At 74.3% G+C, this 16,048-nt stretch carries 16 protein-coding genes; 8 read left to right on the forward strand and 8 right to left on the reverse strand.

Annotation, left to right across the window (positions count from 1 at the left end; all coding sequences use genetic code 11):
* The 5 genes from IE248_RS24115 to IE248_RS24135 all read left to right on the forward strand — a co-directional run.
* Positions 1-351 (forward strand): adenosylhomocysteinase (locus tag IE248_RS24115; RefSeq protein ID WP_190031643.1); only part of this gene is annotated, 351 nt, incomplete at its 5' end.
* Positions 352-391: 40 nt separating this feature from the next.
* Positions 392-835 carry an SDR family NAD(P)-dependent oxidoreductase gene (locus tag IE248_RS24120; protein WP_190031644.1) on the forward strand — a complete coding sequence of 148 codons (444 nt, stop codon included), beginning with the start codon at positions 392-394 and terminating at the stop codon, positions 833-835.
* Positions 836-1,002: 167 nt separating this feature from the next.
* Entirely contained in the window at positions 1,003-2,211 is a 1,209-nt protein-coding gene (metK, locus tag IE248_RS24125; RefSeq protein ID WP_190031645.1) for a methionine adenosyltransferase, read from the forward strand.
* 31 nt (positions 2,212-2,242) lie between these two features.
* Positions 2,243-3,220, forward strand: coding sequence for a carbohydrate kinase family protein (locus tag IE248_RS24130; protein WP_073794859.1), 978 nt, complete (start codon positions 2,243-2,245; stop codon positions 3,218-3,220).
* 64 nt (positions 3,221-3,284) lie between these two features.
* Positions 3,285-4,550 (forward strand): MFS transporter, encoded by a 1,266-nt coding sequence (locus tag IE248_RS24135; RefSeq protein ID WP_124291070.1) that lies wholly within the window; start codon positions 3,285-3,287, stop codon positions 4,548-4,550.
* On the opposite strand, the gene IE248_RS24140 is transcribed toward IE248_RS24135, so the two are convergent.
* The 3 genes from IE248_RS24140 to IE248_RS24150 form a co-directional block, all read right to left on the reverse strand.
* Positions 4,547-5,350 carry an IclR family transcriptional regulator domain-containing protein gene (locus tag IE248_RS24140; protein WP_373301610.1) on the reverse strand — a complete coding sequence of 268 codons (804 nt, stop codon included), beginning with the start codon at positions 5,348-5,350 and terminating at the stop codon, positions 4,547-4,549. The two genes, IE248_RS24135 and IE248_RS24140, sit on opposite strands and share 4 nt — an antisense overlap.
* An 887-nt stretch (positions 5,351-6,237) precedes the next feature.
* A complete protein-coding gene (locus tag IE248_RS24145; protein ID WP_229895483.1) occupies positions 6,238-6,816 on the reverse strand; it encodes an RNA polymerase sigma factor in 579 nt (192 codons plus the stop codon).
* Positions 6,817-7,168: 352 nt separating this feature from the next.
* Entirely contained in the window at positions 7,169-7,795 is a 627-nt protein-coding gene (locus IE248_RS24150; protein ID WP_100582317.1) for a TetR/AcrR family transcriptional regulator, read from the reverse strand.
* A 147-nt stretch (positions 7,796-7,942) separates the two neighbouring features.
* On the opposite strand from IE248_RS24150, the gene IE248_RS24155 reads away from it, so the two are divergent.
* Complete coding sequence (locus IE248_RS24155) at positions 7,943-9,379, forward strand: amidase (RefSeq protein ID WP_190031646.1); 1,437 nt, start codon at positions 7,943-7,945, stop codon at positions 9,377-9,379.
* Here the strand turns inward: IE248_RS24155 and IE248_RS24160 are convergent.
* The 4 genes from IE248_RS24160 to IE248_RS24175 form a co-directional block, all read right to left on the reverse strand.
* Positions 9,333-10,055 (reverse strand): ATP-binding protein, encoded by a 723-nt coding sequence (locus IE248_RS24160; protein ID WP_190031647.1) that lies wholly within the window; start codon positions 10,053-10,055, stop codon positions 9,333-9,335. The genes IE248_RS24155 and IE248_RS24160 overlap by 47 nt on opposite strands.
* Before the next feature lie 89 nt (positions 10,056-10,144).
* Complete coding sequence (locus IE248_RS24165) at positions 10,145-10,885, reverse strand: hypothetical protein (protein ID WP_190031648.1); 741 nt, start codon at positions 10,883-10,885, stop codon at positions 10,145-10,147.
* Positions 10,886-10,992: 107 nt separating this feature from the next.
* The gene (locus tag IE248_RS24170; RefSeq protein WP_308438177.1) at positions 10,993-13,092 is read right to left on the reverse strand and encodes a SpoIIE family protein phosphatase; all 2,100 of its coding nucleotides are present in this window, start codon (positions 13,090-13,092) and stop codon (positions 10,993-10,995) included.
* A 160-nt stretch (positions 13,093-13,252) separates the two neighbouring features.
* Positions 13,253-14,164: a GlxA family transcriptional regulator gene (locus tag IE248_RS24175; protein ID WP_047961287.1), complete on the reverse strand. Its 912-nt coding sequence runs from the start codon at positions 14,162-14,164 to the stop codon at positions 13,253-13,255.
* 200 nt (positions 14,165-14,364) lie between these two features.
* Between IE248_RS24175 and IE248_RS24180 the strand changes: the two genes are divergently transcribed.
* Together IE248_RS24180 and IE248_RS24185 are read left to right on the forward strand one after the other, a co-directional pair.
* Positions 14,365-14,958 (forward strand): MBL fold metallo-hydrolase, encoded by a 594-nt coding sequence (locus IE248_RS24180; protein WP_008740578.1) that lies wholly within the window; start codon positions 14,365-14,367, stop codon positions 14,956-14,958.
* A 21-nt stretch (positions 14,959-14,979) separates the two neighbouring features.
* The gene (locus IE248_RS24185; protein WP_073776752.1) at positions 14,980-15,483 is read left to right on the forward strand and encodes a hypothetical protein; all 504 of its coding nucleotides are present in this window, start codon (positions 14,980-14,982) and stop codon (positions 15,481-15,483) included.
* A 6-nt stretch (positions 15,484-15,489) separates the two neighbouring features.
* Here IE248_RS24185 and IE248_RS24190 read toward each other — a convergent pair whose 3' ends face one another.
* Positions 15,490-16,017 carry a PadR family transcriptional regulator gene (locus IE248_RS24190; protein ID WP_008740580.1) on the reverse strand — a complete coding sequence of 176 codons (528 nt, stop codon included), beginning with the start codon at positions 16,015-16,017 and terminating at the stop codon, positions 15,490-15,492.
* Between the last annotated feature and the right edge of the window lie 31 nt (positions 16,018-16,048).

A 16,048-nucleotide genomic window follows, 5' to 3' on the forward strand; every position in this document is an offset into this window, starting at 1 on the left:
GTGAAGGACGAGGTCAAGCCGCAGGTCCACACGTGGAAGTTCCCCGACGGCAAGGTCCTGATCGTGCTGTCGGAGGGTCGCCTGCTGAACCTGGGCAATGCGACCGGTCACCCGTCGTTCGTGATGTCGAACTCGTTCGCGGACCAGACGCTGGCCCAGATCGAGCTGTTCACGAAGCCGGCGGAGTACCCGACCGATGTCTACGTGCTGCCCAAGCACCTCGACGAGAAGGTCGCGCGTCTCCACCTGGACGCCCTCGGCGTCAAGCTCACCACCCTCCGCCCGGAGCAGGCCTCCTACATCGGCGTGGACGTCGCAGGCCCCTACAAGCCGGACCACTACCGCTACTGACCGCGCGTTGGCCGCCCACCACGGAGAAGGAAGCCAGCCCATGTCCTCGGACACCGCCCGCGTCGCCGTCGTCGCCGGAGCTGACGAGGCGACCGGCCGCGAGATCGCCCGGCAGCTCGCCGGGCACGGCCTGGTCGTCTACCTCGGCGCCCCGGACACCGAGCGCGGCCGCGCCGCCGCGAGCGAACTGCGCGCCCGGGGAGCGGACGTACGCTTCCTGCACCTCGACGTCACCGACGAGGCGTCGGCCGAGTTCGCCGCCATGCGCCTGGACGCCGAGGTGGGGCGGCTGCACGTCCTGGTCAACCACGCCGGGAGCGCCCGCCCGCCGGGCGCTCCCGGCGGGACCCGGGCCGGGCAGGCGCGGCGGGCCTACGCCGACGAACTGCGCGGCAGCGCCGTCTCGGTGACCGTCACCGTCACCGACGGCGCCTGCGTCCCGGGAACGTCAGCAATCCCTGACATCGAATTGACAATCCCGTGAAGGCGCCTGACGAAAACCGGTCCATCGTCTCCGTACGCTGACCGCGTTCCCCTCACAGACTTCCCCGCACCGGTTCCACCCCTTCCCCTCCGCACCGGTGCGGGGATCGTGTGTGCCCGGGCCCGCCGCCCGGGCGTCCGTACACCGTTGCCCACCTGAGGAGTTCCATGTCCACCCGCCTTTTCACCTCGGAGTCCGTGACCGAGGGGCACCCCGACAAGATCGCCGACCAGATCAGCGACACCATCCTCGACGCCCTCCTCGCCCAGGACCCGACCTCCCGTGTGGCCGTGGAGACCCTCATCACCACCGGCCAGGTGCACATCGCGGGCGAGGTGACGACCACGGCGTACGCCCCGATCGCGCAGCTCGTCCGCGACAAGATCCTCGAAATCGGCTACGACTCGTCCGCCAAGGGCTTCGACGGCGCCTCCTGCGGCGTGTCCATCTCCATCGGCGCGCAGTCCCCGGACATCGCGCAGGGCGTCGACACCGCCTACGAGACCCGGGTCGAGGGCGATGAGGACGAGCTCGACAAGCAGGGCGCGGGCGACCAGGGCCTGATGTTCGGGTACGCGACCGACGAGACCCCCGAGCTGATGCCGCTGCCCATCCACCTGGCGCACCGGCTCTCGCGCCGGCTGTCCGAGGTCCGCAAGAGCGGGGCCGTCCCCTACCTGCGCCCCGACGGCAAGACGCAGGTCACCATCGCCTACGAGGGCGACAAGGCCGTCCGCCTCGACACGGTCGTCGTCTCCTCGCAGCACGCGGCGGACGTCGACCTGGAGAAGCTCCTCACCCCGGACGTCCGCGAACTCGTCGTCGAGCACGTGCTCAAGGAGCTTGCGAAGGACGGCATCAAGCTCGACACCGAGGGCTACCGCCTCCTCGTCAACCCGACCGGGCGTTTCGAGATCGGCGGCCCGATGGGTGACGCGGGTCTGACCGGCCGCAAGATCATCATCGACACCTACGGCGGCATGGCCCGTCACGGTGGCGGCGCCTTCTCCGGCAAGGACCCGTCCAAGGTGGACCGCAGCGCCGCCTACGCGATGCGCTGGGTCGCCAAGAACGTGGTCGCCGCCGGTCTCGCCTCGCGCTGCGAGGTCCAGGTCGCCTACGCGATCGGCAAGGCCGAGCCGGTGGGCCTGTTCGTCGAGACCTTCGGCACCGCCAAGGTCCAGGTCCAGAAGATCGAGGACGCCATCGGCCAGGTCTTCGACCTCCGCCCGGCCGCGATCATCCGCGACCTGGACCTGCTGCGCCCGATCTACGCCCAGACCGCCGCCTACGGCCACTTCGGCCGCGAGCTGCCGGACTTCACCTGGGAGCGCACCGACCGCGTGGACGCCCTGCGCCAGGCCGCCGGTCTCTGACACCCGCCCGCCGTACTCACAGGAGTTCCCCGTGCGCATCGCAGTGACCGGATCGATCGCCACCGACCATCTGATGGCCTACCCGGGCCGGTTCGTCGACCAGCTGATCGCCGATCAGCTGGACCGGGTCTCGCTGTCCTTCCTCGCGGACGACCTGGAGGTGCGCTACGGGGGAGTGGCGGCGAACATCGCCCTCGGCCTCTCCCGCCTCGGGATCACCTCCGTACTCGCCGGAGCGGCCGGCAAGGACTTCGGCGAGTACGGAACCTGGCTGGAGGACAACGGGGTCGACACCTCCAGCGTGCACCGGAGCGAAACCCTGCACACGGCGCGCTTCGTGTGCACCACCGACCTCGACCTCAACCAGATCGCCACCTTCTACGCGGGCGCCATGGCCGAGGCCGGCCGGATCACCCTGGCCTCGGTCCGGGAGCGGACCGGGGACCTGGGCCTGGCCGTGATCGCCCCCAACGACCCGGGGGCCATGCTCAGCCTCACCGAGGAGAGCCGGCGCCTGGGCATCCCCTTCGCCGCCGACCCCTCCCAGCAGCTGGCCCGCCTCGACGGACCGCAGACGCGCCTGCTGGTCGAAGGCGCCCGCTTCCTGTTCACCAACGAGTACGAGGCCGCCCTCCTCCAGGAACGCACCGGCTGGAGCATCGAGCAGGTCCTGGAGCGCACCGGCGTCTGGGTGATCACCCGAGGCGCGGCGGGCGCCGACATCGGCCGCTCCGGCGAACCGTGGCTGCACGTACCCGCCGTACCGGCCGAATCCGTTGCCGACCCCACCGGAGTCGGCGACGCCTTCCGCTCCGGATTCCTCGCCGCCGTCGCCTGGGGCCTGGACCACGAGCAGGCGGCCCGGCTCGGCTGCGCGCTCGCGACCGTCGTGCTCCAGGTCGTCGGCACCCAGACGTACAAACTCGCCCCCGCCGACCTCCTCATGAGCATCGAGCAGACGTACGGCACGGACGCCGCCCGTGCCTTCGCGCCGCACCTGATCGACTGAGACTCCAGCGGGACGTGGTGTCCTTGGCCGGTAGCCACCAGGCAACCGCCCCCCACGGAGGACCATGCGCACCACGCTCGCGGGCACCTTCCGCTCGCTGTCCGTCCGCAACTTCCGGCTCTTCGCGGCCGGACAGGTGCTGTCGGTCGGCGGGACCTGGATGATGGTCGTCGCCCAGGACTGGCTCGTCCTCGCCCTCACCGGGGACTCCGCCGCCGCCCTGGGCGCGGTCACCGCCCTGCAGTTCACCCCCGTGCTCCTGCTCACCCTGTACGGGGGCCGGCTCGCCGACCGGTACGACAAACGCATGCTGCTGACGGTCTGCAACCTGCTGTCCGGGGTCTGCGCCCTCGTCCTCGCCGCCCTGGTCCTGGCCGGGGCGGTCAGGCTGTGGCACGTCCTGCTGTTCGCGCTGTGCCTGGGCACCGTCAACGCCGCCGAGGTGCCGACGCGGATGGCCTTCGTCAGCGAGATGGTCGGCGCCGACCTGCTGCCCAACGCCTCCGCGCTGAGCGGCGTCTACTTCAACGTGGCCCGCGTCCTCGGCCCGGCGCTCGCGGGCGCGCTCATCGCGGCCTTCGACACCGGCCCGGTCATGGTCCTCAACGCCGTCAGCTACCTGGCCACCGTCGTCGCCCTGCGCATGATGCGCCCGGCGGAGCTGCGCCGGGCGCCCCGGGCCGGGCGGGGGAGCGTCGGCGACGGACTGCGCTACGTCCGGACCCGCCCCGACCTGATGCTGTCGCTGGGCCTCGTACTGGCCCTCGGGATGTTCGGGTTCAACTTCCAGCTCACCCTGCCGCTGCTCGCCAAGACCGTCTTCCACGCCGACGCCGCCTCGTTCGGCCTGCTCACCACCGCCTTCGCGGCCGGCTCGCTGCTCGCCGCCCTCGCCACCACCGGCCGCCGGGGACGCCCCTCCAGCCGTGTCGTCACCGGATCCGCGCTCGCCTTCGGGGCGCTGGAGACGCTGGCCGGCTGGGCCCCGACGTACGGCGCGGCGGTCGCCCTGACCGGGCTGACCGGTTTCGCGACGATCTACTTCGCGCAGGCCGCCAACCACCGGATCCAGCTGGGCAGCGACCCGCGCTACCGGGGGCGGGTGCTCGCCCTCTACACCCTGATCCTCCAGGGCTCCACCCCGCTGGGCGCCCTCGCCGTCGGCTGGCTCGCCGTGCACCACGGAGCGCGCAGCGCGCTGTACGTCGGCGGGCTCGTCTCCCTGGGCGCGGCCGCCTGCGTCCTCCTGGTGGAACGCGCCCGCCCGGCGGACGGTACCGGGCCGCCCCCACGACGGCCCGGCACCGGCGCCCGGACGGGAAGCGGCTAGCCCGCCGTCGTCAGCGGGGCCGGGGCGGTGCCGCTGACCAGGAGGGCGAGGAGGACCGCCGCCGCCTCGTTCTGCAGGACCCGGGCCGCCTGGCGCAGCCGGCGCGGGTCCGGGCCCGGCAGGGACAGCGCCACGCACTCCGCGTTCGGGCCGGAGGTCAGCGGGACCGCCGCGCACACCGTGCCGATGGCGTACTCCTGGAGGTCCAGCAGCGGGGCGTTGGGCCGCCGGTCGTCGAGCTGGCGGAACAGCGCCTGCTCGCTGGCCAGGGTGTGCTCGGTGAGGCGGTCCGCCCGGTGCCGCGCCAGGTGGTCCTTGCGGCCGTCGTGGTCCAGCTGGGTCAGCAGCGCCTTGCCGACCGCCGAGGCGTGCGCGGCCGCGCGGAAGTCGACCCACTCCTCCACCACCGGCGCGGTGGGCCCGTCGGCGTACTGGGTGATGGACACCTCGCCGTCGCAGTAGCGCCCCACGTACACCGCCGCGCCGACGGCGTCGCGCACGAAGGCCAGCGTCTGCGGCAACTGCCCCGGCCCGCCCGCGCCCGAGACCCCCGTGAGCACGAGCGCCGCCCCCGCGACGTACGCCCCGGGGCCGACGGGGGTCGCCAGGTTCGTCCGTACGAGATGCTCCATGACCCGCGCCAGCATCAGCTGCGGGAGCTTGGTCTCCCGGGCGATCTGCGCCAGGCTGACGCCGCCCGTATGGCGGTTGACGACCTCCAGCACGCGCAGCGCCTGGTGTACGGAGGCCAGCGCGGTCGGGGCCCGCCCGCCCAGCACGCGCCGCCGGGCGTGCGTCAGGTGCGCGGGCCGCAGCGACGCCCACGGGTTCGCCTCCTGCGTCAGCCGGAACGGATTGAGCCGCGCGCACCGGGCCAGGGCGATGGCCAGCTGGGCGCTGGTGGTGAAGACCTCGCCGAGGTCCGGGTCCTCCTCAGGGACCAGCGCGGTGACCGCCCGCCGCAGCATCACCGGCAGCTGCCGCGCCGAGCGGGAGTCGGCGGGCGGCGGCGGGCCGACGGCGGTGAGGTCCTGCGTGGTGATGGGCGGAGAGGTCCAGATGACCGAGGCCCCCAGCGGAGCCTCCAGCTCGCTCGGGAACGCCGGCAGCACCGGAAGCCCCTCGTCCAGGGGCAGTTCGCCGGCCTGCCGCTTCCAGTGCCGGGCCGTGGAGACCTCGGCGCGCGAGAGGTGCAGCAGGTACAGGGCGACGGCGGCGGTACGGGAGCCGGCGCCGGCCGCGTACTGGAACCAGAACTGCGCGCCCTCCATCCGGCCGACCAGGTGCAGCAGGCAGCCGAACAGCAGCGCGGACTCCTGGCTGTGCGGCCAGTCCCGCGCCTGGAGCGCGTGCTCGGTGAACCGGTCGCTGTCGACGAGCGCCCGGGTCAGCGCGTCCAGGGCCCGTACGGCGCGTACGTGGCAGGCCGCGTCCAGCAACAGCTGCCGGTCGGCGGCGGCCGAGAGGGGGGACCGCGGGGGCGCCGGCAGCTGCCGGCGGGTCCGCGTACTGCGGGTGCGGCGGCGCGCGGCGAGGGCGCGGATCCGGTCGGCCACGACCCGGCGCGCGACCCTGCGCCGGGCCGCGTCCTCGTCGTAGCCGGCGTACTCGTCGCCGAGGACCTCCGCGTCACGCAGGGCCTCCGCCACCTCCCACAGCACGGCGTCACGGTCGCGGGGGCTGTCGGTCACTGGTCCTTCTCCTCTCCGGGAGCCACGTCCAGCCCGATCTTTCGGGCCAGGGTCCGGCGGGCGCCCCGGATGTGGGAGCGGACGGTCGCCGGGGAGATCCCCATCAGCTGCGCGACCGTCTCGCCCTCCAGTCCCTCCAGGAACGTCAGCAGGACGACGTCGTAATGCCGCTCCGGCAGCTCGGCGATCGCCGCGTACAGCCCGAGCTTGGACTCCAGGAGCTCCAGCCGCTTGCGCGAGGTGCGGCGCAGCGCCGCGAACCAGGCCGTCTCCACCATGGCCACCGGCCGGTCCAGCACCGCGAGCCACCGCTCGACGTGCTCGCGCAGCACGGCCCACGCGAAGGCGTGCAGGTTCTCCTCGCGCAGCGCCTGCGGCCAGACCTTCAGCAGGAAGGTGAACACGTCGTCCACGACGGCGACCGCCCCCTGCCGGCCGCCCAGCTGGAGGTGCGCGTAGCGCAGGTACGCGCTGTGGTGCTGGGAGTGGAAGGCCACGTACTCCACGGGCAGGACTCCGGCCAGCTCACTGGAGACCGCCCGGTCCCCGGACGAGTCGAACTCGCCTTCACACATGCGTTCACCCACGGCTGGTCATCGGCGTCGCCGCCCCCGAGGGGCGGCCTGCATCTTCGTCACGGCGGCCACGCGTCGCGGGCGCTATCAGGACGGAGGCGGCGTTCTCGACACGATTCACGTCGGCGCGAATCCTTCCGGTGTTGTGTGCGGTAGCCGAATGTGGGCCTGTCCCCCGGCCCTTCGGCAGGAGAAACCGAAGGACCCACACACACCAGCCAAGCCCCCGGACCCCCCGAATGTGCACGCCCACCCACGACAATCTCGGGCATCGGGCGCATCCGGCTCCCCGCGCGCCCTCCCGCGCCCGCGTACGCCGGGCTCTCTTCCGACGAATGCCGGGCCCCGCCGGCTACTGCGGGAGGAGGCGCGCCAGGTGGGTGTGGAGGACGTCCTCGGCTTCCCGGGGGGTGAGGTGGCCGATGAGGACGTGCGTGGTGAGGCCGTCGGCGAGGGCGAGCAGGGCGCGGGCCTCGCGCCGCGGGTCGAGGGGCGCGGCGCGGCCGGTGTCCGCGCGGGCCCCGGCGGCGGCGCCGGTGTCCGCGCAGGCCTCCTCGATGAGGCGGGCGAACGACTCCTGCAGGACGGCGTAGTTGGCCTGGACGGTGCGGGCCAGCACCTCGCTGACGGCCGCCTGCGCCACGAAGGCGAGCCAGACCCTGGCCTCGGCGCGGTGCTCCTCCCGCAGCAGCGCGACCTCCGTGGCCGCGTGCCCCAGGGCGGTGCCGGCCGACTGGGCCGGGCTCCTGACCAGGCGGGCCCGTACGCGCGCGCCGATCCGCTCGCCGATGTGCCCGAGGGCGAACACCAGCATCTCCTCCTTGGTGCGGAAGCAGCGCTGGACGGCGCCCATCGACACCTCGGCGCGGGCGGCGACATCGCGCAGGGTCACGCCCTCCAGCCCGCGCTCGTCGGCGAGTTCGCAGACGGCGTCGGCGATCCGGCGGCGCCGCTCCGCGTGGTCCACCTGTCGGGGCATGCCCGGCCGCCTCTCGTCGGAGTCCTGGGTCACGCACTTTATCCGATGCGCTCGTATCGGTTCTTGGGGTACGGTCTGGACGTTCCGATGCGCTCGCATCGGAACGGGGTCCGGAACGGACACGCGTACGGGAGAAGGAGGGGCGTCATGCGGGACGACCTGTGGAGGATGCCGGCCACCGCGCAGGCGGAAGCGGTGCGCGCGGGGGAGGTGTCCGCCGTCGAGCTGGTCGAAAGTCACCTGGAGCGCATCGACGAGGTCAACCCGCGGATCAACGCGGTCACCCAGCTCTTCGCCGACCGGGCGCGCGGGGCCGCGGCGCTGACGGACCGCCGGCGCGCCGCCGGGCAGCCCCTCGGGCCGCTCGCGGGCGTGCCGTTCACGGTGAAGGAGAGCACCGCCGTCGAAGGCACGGCGACCACCTTGGGCGTGGAGCGCTTCCGCGGCCTCCTCGCACCGGCCGACGCGCCCCCGGTGGCCCGGCTGCGCGCGGCCGGAGCCGTGCCCATCGGGCACAGCAACATCCCCACCCTGATCCTCGCCGGGATGCACACGCGCAGCGAACTGTTCGGCGACACCGTCAACCCGTGGGACCCGGGCCGCACCCCCGGCGGCTCCAGCGGCGGCGACGGGGCCGCCGTCGCCACCGGCATGGCCGCGCTCGGGCTCGGCAACGACTCCGGCGGATCGGTGCGCATCCCCGCCCAGTTCTGCGGCGTGGCCGGGCTGAAGCCGACCAGCGGGCGGTTCCCGGCGGACCACCGCGTCCTCGGCCCGGACGACCCCGGCCCCGCGTCCCAGTTCCTCGTCACCGACGGCCCGCTGGCCCGTACCGTCGCCGACCTCCGCCTCGCGTACGAGGTCCTGGTGGGCACCGACCCGCGGGACCCCCGGGCCGTACCGGTGCCCGCCTACGGGGAGCCGCTCCCCGGGCCGGTCAAGGTCGCCGTCGTGGCGGACCCCGGCGGGCACGGCGTCCACCCCGCGATCCGCGCGGCCGTCGAGGCCGCCGCCGAGGCGCTGCGGGACGCCGGGTACGACGTACGGGAGGTGCCCGACGTCCCGCGACTGGACGAGGCCCTGGAGGCGTACGGCCGGATCACCGTGACCGAGTTCGCCCCGACCTGGCCGGTGGTGCGCGGCCTGCTCGGCGAGGGCGGGGACCGCTACATCGCGATGGCCATGGAGCGCACCCCGCCCGCGAACGCCGACGAGCTCGTGAAGCTGATGGGCACCTGGCTGAACATCCGCCGCTCGTGGGCCGAGTTCCTCGACGCGTACCCCCTGCTGCTCGGCCCGGTCTTCACCGAACCCCCGGTCGAACCGGGTCTGGAGTCCCGCGACCGGGCGGGGCGCGACCGGGTCGCCACGGCCATGCGCCTGTGCACGGTGACCAGCTTCGTCGGCGTGCCCTCGGTGGCCGTCCCGACCGGGGTGGCCGGCGGGCTGCCGTCCGGGGTCCAGATCGTGGGGCGCGCGTTCCGCGAGGACCTGTGCCTGGCGGCGGCCCGGGCCGTCGAGGACCGGCTCGGGGTCCTCACCCCGATCGACCCGCGCGCGGCGGCCGGGGCCGGGGCCGGCTGACCCCGGTCCGGCGGTCGACCACCTCGACGGACAGGTGCGGCCAGCTCCCGGCCCACGCCGCCGTCGTCCCGGCGGCGGCCGGTGCGCCCGGCCCGGCCGGTCCGTCCGGCGCGGGCAGGGGCTCCGCGGGGCGGAAGTGGACGAGCGTCCCGGTCGTGCCGTCGTCGGCGACCGGTGTCAGGCCGGTCACGGGCACCCCGTACTCGTAGCGCTGGGTCCAGGCCCCGCCCGCGCGGCGGTTGGTGTGGACGAGCCAGGCGCTGAGCGCGGCGACGACGGACATGCCGCGGCGCGGGTGGCCGTCGGGGAGCGGCGGTGGCTCGGGGTGGTCGAAGAACCGGAGGTCCTTCGTCGCCATCACCGGCTTCCTCACCGCCCGGCCGGCGTCGTCGAAGCGGGTGTCGGTGCCCCGGCCGTCGTCCGCGACCGACACCGAGCCGTCGGCGTGGAGGGTGACGGTACAGCGCCCCCCGCCCCTCGACTCCGCCTCGTCGGCCGCGTAGGCGACGACTTCGAGGACCAGGTGCCGCAGCCCGCCGGGGGCGAACGCCGCGGCGTCGTCGCGGATGCGGGAGAGGTGGCCGGTGTCGACGCCGGCCGCCCAGTCGTGCGTCGTGTTGCGCCACGCGGCTGCCGCCGGCACCTCGATGTGACCCGCGCCGTCCGCGTCGTCCATGTGGTCCCCCCTTGGTCCCGGTGCCTCGATTCTACCCATCATGGAGGGGAAACCCCAGGTCAAAGCGGGTCCCAGCTGGCCGGAACGGGTCAGGAGACTCCGTACCACTGGCTGGCCCAGCCGGTGTTGATCGTGCTCGTCGACTGCTCCGCGAGGTTCACGGTGGCCGGCAGGGAGGTCTGGCCCGTCAGGATCGTGCTGTAGCGGAGGTTCGGCGGGGTCAGGCCCGCGTTGACCGAGATCCCGGCGCCGGTGGCCTTGAGGGTGAGGGCGTTGGTGGTCCATTCGCCGTTGAGGAGGAGGGCCACGAAGTAGGTGCCGGGGGCGGCGGTGAACGGCTTGGCGAGCGGCAGCGGCTTGGCGACCGCCTCGGTCATCAGCTGCGGCGAGACGTCCGCCGTCGAGGCGCGCAGGGTGCCCTGGGCGTCGTAGACGCCGAGTTGGCAGTCGGCGAGCTTGGCGTTCGGGTCGACGCCGGCCAGCCCCAGCCAGATGTTGGACCAGGTGATCTGCTCGCGCAGCACGATCCGCACCAGGGTGACGCGGCCCCCGACCCCTGCGGCGGACTGGGCGGTGACGTGCCCCGCGTCGTTCGGGTCGCCCGTCCACGCCAGCAGGTTCTGGTCCTGCGGCCGGGGCCCCTCGTACCCGGAGCCGCCACCCCGCGCGGGCGCCGCCGGGGCGGAGGCGGGGGAGCCGCTGCCCTTCCCCTGCGGCCCGTCGCCGGACGAGGCGGTGCAGCCGGCCAGCGCGAGCGCGGCCGCGAGCGCCACGGCGACGCCCCGGCCGGCCGCGGCGGTGGTGGTACGGGTACGGGTACGGGTGCGCATGGTCCCCCCATGTGATGCGGATCTGCCAAAGGGGCCATGGTCACACGCGCCCCTCCCACCCCCGGCGCCGGGCCGTCCGGCGGGCGCCGCCCGGGGTCAGCCCGCAATCAGCCCGGGGGCGGGTTCTGTTCCGTCCAGATGATCTTGCCTTCGGGGGTGTAACGGGTGCCCCAGGCCTGGGCGAGCTGGGCGACGATGAACAGCCCGCGGCCGCCCTCGTCGGCGACGCTCGCGTGGCGCAGCCGCGGGGTGGACGCGCTGCCGTCCCGGACCTCGCAGGTGAGCGCCCGGTCGTTGATGACGCGCAGCTCCAGCGGCGGGCTCCCGTAGCGCACCGCGTTGGTGACCAGCTCGCTGACGATGAGTTCGGTGTCGTGGGCCGTCTCCCGCTCCACCCCCCAGTCGGCCAGCCGGTCGCGGACCAGGCGCCGGGCGGTGGCGACGACCGTCGGGGTGTCCGGGAGCTGCCAGACGCCCACCCGGTCGGCGGGGAAGGGGTGGGTCCGGACGAGCAGCAGCGCGGTCGGGCCGGGCTCCGCGGAGCCGGCGAGCGCGTACAGGACGTCGTCGCGCAGGTCCTCCAGCGGGCGGCCGCGGTGCTGCTCGGCCAGCCGCCGCAGCGCGTCCGCGTCGCCGGACGCGACCAGGGCCGGCAGCGGGGTGTCGGAGAGGATCAGCAGACTGTCCTCGGGGACCGTGAAGGCCGTCGCGGCGAAGGGCGTCTTGTCCTCGCTGCCCAGCAGGGACCCGGCCGGCACGTTGCGGACCTCGGTGCTCCCGTCGGCGTGGACGACGACCAGGCTCGGGGAGCCGGCCCCCGCGACCGTGCAGGTGAGGGTCAGCGGATCGTAGACGGCGTACGCGAAGCGCGCGGCGAGCGCCTGCCGGTGCAGGGGGTCGGCGGTCGGCAGGGTGGCCCGCTCGGCCGCCAGGAACGTCGCCGTGTCGTTCAGCCGCGCGAGGAGCTCGTCGGGCTCCACGTCGAACGCCGCCAGCGAACGGACGACCGTACGCAACTGCCCCATCACGGCGGCGGCGTGCAGCCCCCGGCCGACGACCCCGCCCACCGCCAGGCCCGTCCGGGCCCCGGACAGCGGGATGGTGTCGTACCACTGCCCGCCGCTGTCGGGGGGCAGCAGCAGGGGCGTCGTCTCCAGCGCGGGGTGCGAGCTGGGACGCCGGGGGAGCAGCTGGCGCTGGACGGTCGCCGCGATGGTGTGCTCGCGCGTGTAGCGGCGGGCGTTGTCGATGGACAGCGCCGTGTGGTCGGCCACCTGGAGCAGCAGGCTGACGTCGTCCTCGTCGTACGGTTCGCCCTGCCGCGTCCGGTAGAGGCTGATCAGGCCCAGCACGGTGTCCCGCACGGTCAGCGGCGCCGTGATCAGGGTGTGGGCCCCCGCCGCGCGGATCGCCCGCGCGCGGGCCGGGTCCGCCGCCAGCCACGGCAGGTCCTCGTCCAGGGACGCGACCGCCCGGGGCCGCAGGTCGGAGAGCGCCTGCGTGTACGGGGTGGGACCGGGCAGCGCCCGTACGTCGCCCAGCGGATGCGCCTGCGGGGCATCGGCGTCGGTGCCGCCGCCCGCCGCGCTGCGGAAGGCCGCGCGGCGCAGCGGAACGTCCCGCGGCAGGGGAGCGAGCGGAGGATGGTCACCCCGCAGCACGGCGTCGACCACCTCGACGACCGCGATGTCGGCCACGCGCGGCACCAGGACGTCCACGAGCTCCTGGCAGGTCTCCAGCACGTCGAGCGTGCGCCCCACGTGCTCGCGGGTCATCTCCAGCACCACCTCGCGGGCCCGGCTCTCCTCCCGCTCGGTGACCTCGACCACGGCCACCGCGAGGCCGAGCACGTCCCCGGACGGCGTCTCCAGACGGAAGACGGAGATCTCGTGGAAGTACTGGTGGCCGGGATCGCCGCGGCGGTGCGCCCGTACGATGTGTGCCACCAAGGGCACGCCGCTGTCCAGCACTCCCCGGACGAGCGCCATCACCTCGTCGGCGTCGAGCAGTCCGTACACCTCGTCCACACGGTGTCCGACGACGTCCTCGACCGGTACGTCCCGCATGGCGGGGGTGGCGGTGTTGACGCGGACGACCCGCAGGTCGGTGTCCAGCAGGTGCAGGCCCACGAGGGACTGGCTGAACAGGGCGTCCAGCATCGCGGCCCCTGGCCCGTCCAGGGGCGCGGTCGGCTCGCTCTGGGCCACCGGAACCACCCTTGCCGCTCGGATCCGCGGCGGGCCTTCCGCAGCGCCCGCCACCGCCTGTATTACCCCATACCCGGGCGAAAGTGGCAGGTTCGGCTCGCGGGGCTCGTGCCCGGTCCGCCGAAGGGGCTGCCGGGGACCTTCCGATCCCTCATGTCCCTCACGAGGACGTACGGGCGAAGGCGCGCCGGTACGAGCGGGGCGGCACCCCCCGCCGCCGTACGAACTGCTCGCGCAGCACGGCCGCGCTCCCGTACCCGACCAGGCGGGCGATCTCCTCGACCGGGAGCCCCGTGGTCTCCAGCAGCTCCTCGGCCCGGCTCAGCCGCAGGCTCCGCAGCCAGGCGTGCGGGGTGGTGCCGGTCGCGGCGGTGAAACGACGGGCGAAGGAACGTTTGCTCATCATGGCGCGCCGGGCCAGCTCCGTGACGGGCAGCGGCTCGTGGAGGTGCTCGCGCGCCCAGTCCAGGACCTCGGCCAGCCGGTCGTCCCGGCCGTCCTCGGGGACCGGCGCGGACAGGTACTGGGCCTGCCCGCCCTCGCGGTGGGACGGCAGCACCATGTCCCGGGCGACGGCGTTGGCCAGCGCGGCGCCGTGCTCCCGCCGCAGCAGGTGCAGGCACAGGTCGAAGCCCGCGGCGGCCCCCGCGCCCGTGACGACGCTCCCCTCGTCGACGTAGAGGGCGTCGGGTTCGACCGTGACGTCCGGGTGGCGGCCGGCCAGCAGCTCCGCGAACCGCCAGTGGGTCGTGGCGCGCCGGCCGGAGAGCAGGCCGGCGGCGGCGAGCGCGAACGTACCGACGCAGTGCGCGGCGACGACGGCGCCGCGCGCGTGCGCGGCCCTCAGCGCGTCGAGGACGGCGGGGGCGGGCGGTGTGCGGAAACCGGCCCCCGGCAGGGCGATCAGCAGGTCGGCGGAGGCGAGCCGGTCCAGCCCGTGGGTGATGGCGAGCGGCACCCCGCAGTCCGTGGGCACGGGGCCGGGCCGGTCGGCGCACAGGGCGAAGTCGAACCCGGGCACCTCCGCCCCGTGGGGCCCGAACACCTCGGCGACGATGCCGACGGCGAGCATGCCGGCGCCGGCCGGGACGTACGCGGCGACGGACGCGAAGGGCGGGGCGGCGGCGGGAATCGGAGCGGCCGTCGCGGCAGGCAGCAGGTCGGGTATCGGGGCGGACATCGCAGCAGTCTGGCACGGGACGGCACGAATCCTGCGATCAGGGGCAGATGTGCCACTCGTGAAGTGCCGCTCCCCTCACCAGAATTGAGGGCATGACAGACGCACCGGCCGGCCGCAGCGCCGCCTACACCATCCTGACCACCGGCTACACGGGCTCCACCGGCCCCGGGGTCGCCGCCACCGTCTCCTACGTGTCCGACGCCGGCCGGCACCTGATCTTCGACCCGGGCATGGTGGCGAGCCACGACGACATCCTCGGCCCGCTCGCGGAACTGGGCCTGGGCCCCGACGACATCACCGACGTGGTGCTCAGCCACCACCACCCGGACAACACCATGAACGCGGGCCTGTTCGGACGGGCCCGGGTCCACGACCACCGGGTGGAGTACGCGGGCGACCACTGGACCAACCGGGACGCCGAGGGGTACGAACTCACCCCGTCGCTCCGGCTGATCCGCACCCCGGGCCACAGCCCGGAGGACATCACGCTGCTGGCCGGGACGGACTCGGGCGTGGTCGCCTTCGCCGGCGACCTGTGGTGGCACGCGGACGGCCCGGCCGACGACCCCGTCGCCCCCGACCGCGACCTCCTGCGCGCCTCCCGCGAGCGGGTGCTCGCCGCCGCGGACCTGATCGTCCCTGGCCACGGCGGCCCGTTCACGCCCACCGACAGCACTCCGCGCTAGGCGCTGTGCATACTGCTGGACATGACGTCCACGCTCGCCCAGCGCATCCACCTGATGATCACCTTCGTGCTGGTGGTGTGCGGGACGGTGGGCGGCGGCTGCCTCGGCGCGCTCTGGGGCGGCTGGATCACGGCCCTGGTCGCCGCGGCCGCGGCCGGACTGGGCGCGGGGGCCGGCTCGTTCCTCGCCCGGCGGCAGGTGCTGGCCTTCCTGCGGCCGGACGCCACCGCCGCCGACCGCGGCGACGGGTACGCGCAGGGCATCGCCGACGCGGTCCTCGTCGGCATCGCGACCTACCAGGCGGCGGCCTTCCCGCTCACCCCGGACGGGGTGAGCGACGAGGAGCGCGACGCCCGTCGCACCGTCGCCTACCGGATCGCCGCTCACGAGGGCCTGCCCCTGCCGGTACGGGTCTCCGCGGCGGCCGCGCTGGAGGCCATCGACGAGGGCCACGACACCGAGAGCGCCCACTCGGCGATGAAGGCGCTGTCCCTCTCGGTGTACGAACACCGCACGGCCCGCTGACAGGCCCTAGGGCTCGCGGCCCGCCGGGATCTGGTCCAGGGCCCAGCGGGCCCACTCCCGCTTCATCGCGCTGCCCCGGAGGCCGTACTCCAGCACCAGGCGCCCGGAGACGGACAGCCGGTCACCCGTCCACTCGCGCGAGCCGAGGAGCTTCTCCAGCTCCGCGATCTGCTCGTCCTCCTCCTCCGCGATCCGCGCGAGCTGCTCGCGCGCCTGCGCGGAGGGCAGCAGGCCGAGGAAGAACACCCGCAGCATCCATTCGCTGCGCAGCGGCTGCGGCTGGGCGGGCGTGGTCAGCCAGCGCTGGAGTTCGGCGCGCCCTTCGGGGCGGAGCGAGTACTCCTTGCGGCCCCGGGGGCCTTCGGCGGAGACGTCGACGAGGCCGGCGTCCGTCATCCGGGTCAGTTCCCCGTAGACCTGACTCTGGGTGGCGCGCCAGACGTTGGCGAGCGTGGTGTCGAACAGCTTCATCAGGTCGTAGCCGCTGGACGGCCGGTCGGACAGCAGCCCGAGGAGTGCGTGGCGAAGGCTCATGGTCACCACCCTACCCCTGACCTTCCACTCT

It is taken from the genome of Streptomyces goshikiensis (genome assembly GCF_014650555.1).
GTDB lineage: Bacteria > Actinomycetota > Actinomycetes > Streptomycetales > Streptomycetaceae > Streptomyces > Streptomyces goshikiensis.

Bases quoted from the DNA above. Each gene is read 5' to 3' on its own strand.
- IE248_RS24135 (WP_124291070.1), top strand. From the start codon at position 3,285: ATGCGCACCACGCTCGCGGGCACCTTCCGCTCGCTGTCCGTCCGCAAC.
- IE248_RS24120 (WP_190031644.1), top strand. From the start codon at position 392: ATGTCCTCGGACACCGCCCGCGTCGCCGTCGTCGCCGGAGCTGACGAG.
- metK (WP_190031645.1), top strand. From the start codon at position 1,003: ATGTCCACCCGCCTTTTCACCTCGGAGTCCGTGACCGAGGGGCACCCC.
- IE248_RS24145 (WP_229895483.1), bottom strand. From the start codon at position 6,816: ATGTGTGAAGGCGAGTTCGACTCGTCCGGGGACCGGGCGGTCTCCAGT.
- IE248_RS24190 (WP_008740580.1), bottom strand. From the start codon at position 16,017: ATGAGCCTTCGCCACGCACTCCTCGGGCTGCTGTCCGACCGGCCGTCC.
- IE248_RS24155 (WP_190031646.1), top strand. From the start codon at position 7,943: ATGCGGGACGACCTGTGGAGGATGCCGGCCACCGCGCAGGCGGAAGCG.
- IE248_RS24175 (WP_047961287.1), bottom strand. From the start codon at position 14,164: ATGCTCGCCGTCGGCATCGTCGCCGAGGTGTTCGGGCCCCACGGGGCG.
- IE248_RS24180 (WP_008740578.1), top strand. From the start codon at position 14,365: ATGACAGACGCACCGGCCGGCCGCAGCGCCGCCTACACCATCCTGACC.
- IE248_RS24160 (WP_190031647.1), bottom strand. From the start codon at position 10,055: ATGGACGACGCGGACGGCGCGGGTCACATCGAGGTGCCGGCGGCAGCC.
- IE248_RS24185 (WP_073776752.1), top strand. From the start codon at position 14,980: ATGACGTCCACGCTCGCCCAGCGCATCCACCTGATGATCACCTTCGTG.
- IE248_RS24150 (WP_100582317.1), bottom strand. From the start codon at position 7,795: ATGCCCCGACAGGTGGACCACGCGGAGCGGCGCCGCCGGATCGCCGAC.
- IE248_RS24165 (WP_190031648.1), bottom strand. From the start codon at position 10,885: ATGCGCACCCGTACCCGTACCCGTACCACCACCGCCGCGGCCGGCCGG.